This is a genomic window from Streptomyces sp. ActVer (assembly GCF_027270795.1).
In the GTDB taxonomy this organism is placed as follows: Bacteria; Actinomycetota; Actinomycetes; order Streptomycetales; family Streptomycetaceae; genus Streptomyces; species Streptomyces umbrinus_A.
Genome location: NZ_JAPWHT010000718.1, coordinates 1 through 3,195, shown reverse-complemented (window position 1 = coordinate 3,195; position 3,195 = coordinate 1). Strand labels below are relative to the sequence as shown.

At 57.6% G+C, this 3,195-nt stretch carries 2 rRNA genes; both read left to right on the top strand.

What is annotated here, in order from left to right:
* The first annotated feature begins 145 nt into the window (after positions 1-145).
* Positions 146-1,673, top strand: a 16S ribosomal RNA gene (locus O3Q52_RS51055).
* A 318-nt stretch (positions 1,674-1,991) separates the two neighbouring features.
* A 23S ribosomal RNA gene (locus O3Q52_RS51050) occupies positions 1,992-3,195 on the top strand; the annotation flags it as partial.

Here is a 3,195-nt window from a genome sequence, read left to right as displayed (position 1 = left end):
CATTATGTGGTGGGTGGAGGTTCCTTTGAAAAAGTCCTGCCGGGCTAACACTTGGCAGGCGCATCAGCGAGGACGCTGTGAACAGCCGGGCTTATTCCGCCCGACTGTTCCGCTCTCGTGGTGTCGTCCCGATTACGGGAATACATTCACGGAGAGTTTGATCCTGGCTCAGGACGAACGCTGGCGGCGTGCTTAACACATGCAAGTCGAACGATGAAGCCCTTCGGGGTGGATTAGTGGCGAACGGGTGAGTAACACGTGGGCAATCTGCCCTTCACTCTGGGACAAGCCCTGGAAACGGGGTCTAATACCGGATAACACTCCTACAGGCATCTGTGGGGGTTGAAAGCTCCGGCGGTGAAGGATGAGCCCGCGGCCTATCAGCTTGTTGGTGAGGTAGAAGCTCACCAAGGCGACGACGGGTAGCCGGCCTGAGAGGGCGACCGGCCACACTGGGACTGAGACACGGCCCAGACTCCTACGGGAGGCAGCAGTGGGGAATATTGCACAATGGGCGAAAGCCTGATGCAGCGACGCCGCGTGAGGGATGACGGCCTTCGGGTTGTAAACCTCTTTCAGCAGGGAAGAAGCGAAAGTGACGGTACCTGCAGAAGAAGCGCCGGCTAACTACGTGCCAGCAGCCGCGGTAATACGTAGGGCGCAAGCGTTGTCCGGAATTATTGGGCGTAAAGAGCTCGTAGGCGGTCTGTCACGTCGGATGTGAAAGCCCGGGGCTTAACCCCGGGTCTGCATTCGATACGGGCAGACTAGAGTGTGGTAGGGGAGATCGGAATTCCTGGTGTAGCGGTGAAATGCGCAGATATCAGGAGGAACACCGGTGGCGAAGGCGGATCTCTGGGCCATTACTGACGCTGAGGAGCGAAAGCGTGGGGAGCGAACAGGATTAGATACCCTGGTAGTCCACGCCGTAAACGGTGGGAACTAGGTGTTGGCGACATTCCACGTCGTCGGTGCCGCAGCTAACGCATTAAGTTCCCCGCCTGGGGAGTACGGCCGCAAGGCTAAAACTCAAAGGAATTGACGGGGGCCCGCACAAGCAGCGGAGCATGTGGCTTAATTCGACGCAACGCGAAGAACCTTACCAAGGCTTGACATCGCCCGGAAAGCATCAGAGATGGTGCCCCCCTTGTGGTCGGGTGACAGGTGGTGCATGGCTGTCGTCAGCTCGTGTCGTGAGATGTTGGGTTAAGTCCCGCAACGAGCGCAACCCTTGTTCTGTGTTGCCAGCATGCCCTTCGGGGTGATGGGGACTCACAGGAGACTGCCGGGGTCAACTCGGAGGAAGGTGGGGACGACGTCAAGTCATCATGCCCCTTATGTCTTGGGCTGCACACGTGCTACAATGGCAGGTACAATGAGCTGCGATGTCGCAAGGCGGAGCGAATCTCAAAAAGCCTGTCTCAGTTCGGATTGGGGTCTGCAACTCGACCCCATGAAGTCGGAGTTGCTAGTAATCGCAGATCAGCATTGCTGCGGTGAATACGTTCCCGGGCCTTGTACACACCGCCCGTCACGTCACGAAAGTCGGTAACACCCGAAGCCGGTGGCCCAACCCCCTTGTGGGGAGGGAGCTGTCGAAGGTGGGACTGGCGATTGGGACGAAGTCGTAACAAGGTAGCCGTACCGGAAGGTGCGGCTGGATCACCTCCTTTCTAAGGAGCACTTCTTACCGAGAACCTTCGGGGACTTGGTCAGAGGCCAGTACATCGGCGAATGTCTGATGCTGGTTGCTCATGGGTGGAACGTTGATTATTCGGCACTCTCAGTCATCTCGGGCTGCAAGTACTGTCCTTCGGGGCGTGGAAAGCTGATCATGAGTGGCGAGGGTGCCGGGCACGCTGTTGGGTGTCTGAGGGTACGGACCTTGTGTCTGGATCTTCAGTGCCGGCCCCAGTGAACTCGCCCGTGAGGGTGGGGTGGTGGGTGGTTGGTCGTTGTTTGAGAACTGCACAGTGGACGCGAGCATCTGTGGCCAAGTTTTTAAGGGCGCACGGTGGATGCCTTGGTACCAGGAACCGATGAAGGACGTGGGAGGCCACGATAGTCCCCGGGGAGCCGTCAACCAGGCTTTGATCCGGGGGTTTCCGAATGGGGAAACCCGGCAGTCGTCATGGGCTGTCACCCACATCTGAACACATAGGGTGTGTGGAGGGAACGCGGGGAAGTGAAACATCTCAGTACCCGCAGGAAGAGAAAACAACCGTGATTCCGGGAGTAGTGGCGAGCGAAACCGGATGAGGCCAAACCGTATACGTGTGAGACCCGGCAGGGGTTGCGTGTACGGGGTTGTGGGATCTCTCTTTCACAGTCTGCCGGCTGTGAGACGAGTCAGAAACCGTTGGTGTAGGCGAAGGACATGCGAAAGGTCCGGCGTAGAGGGTAAGACCCCCGTAGTCGAAACATCAACGGCTCGTTTGAGAGACACCCAAGTAGCACGGGGCCCGAGAAATCCCGTGTGAATCTGGCGGGACCACCCGCTAAGCCTAAATATTCCCTGGTGACCGATAGCGGATAGTACCGTGAGGGAATGGTGAAAAGTACCGCGGGAGCGGAGTGAAATAGTACCTGAAACCGTGTGCCTACAAGCCGTGGGAGCGTCGCTGTATGTGCTTGCACATACAGTCGTGACTGCGTGCCTTTTGAAGAATGAGCCTGCGAGTTTGCGGTGTGTTGCGAGGTTAACCCGTGTGGGGAAGCCGTAGCGAAAGCGAGTCCGAACAGGGCGATATAGTAGCGCGCTCAAGACCCGAAGCGGAGTGATCTAGCCATGGGCAGGTTGAAGCGGCTGTAAGAGGTCGTGGAGGACCGAACCCACCAGGGTTGAAAACCTGGGGGATGACCTGTGGTTAGGGGTGAAAGGCCAATCAAACTCCGTGATAGCTGGTTCTCCCCGAAATGCATTTAGGTGCAGCGTCGTGTGTTTCTTGCCGGAGGTAGAGCACTGGATAGGCGATGGGCCCTACCGGGTTACTGACCTTAGCCAAACTCCGAATGCCGGTAAGTGAGAGCACGGCAGTGAGACTGTGGGGGATAAGCTCCATGGTCGAGAGGGAAACAGCCCAGAGCATCGACTAAGGCCCCTAAGCGTACGCTAAGTGGGAAAGGATGTGGAGTCGCAGAGACAACCAGGAGGTTGGCTTAGAAGCAGCCACCCTTGAAAGAGTGCGTAATAGC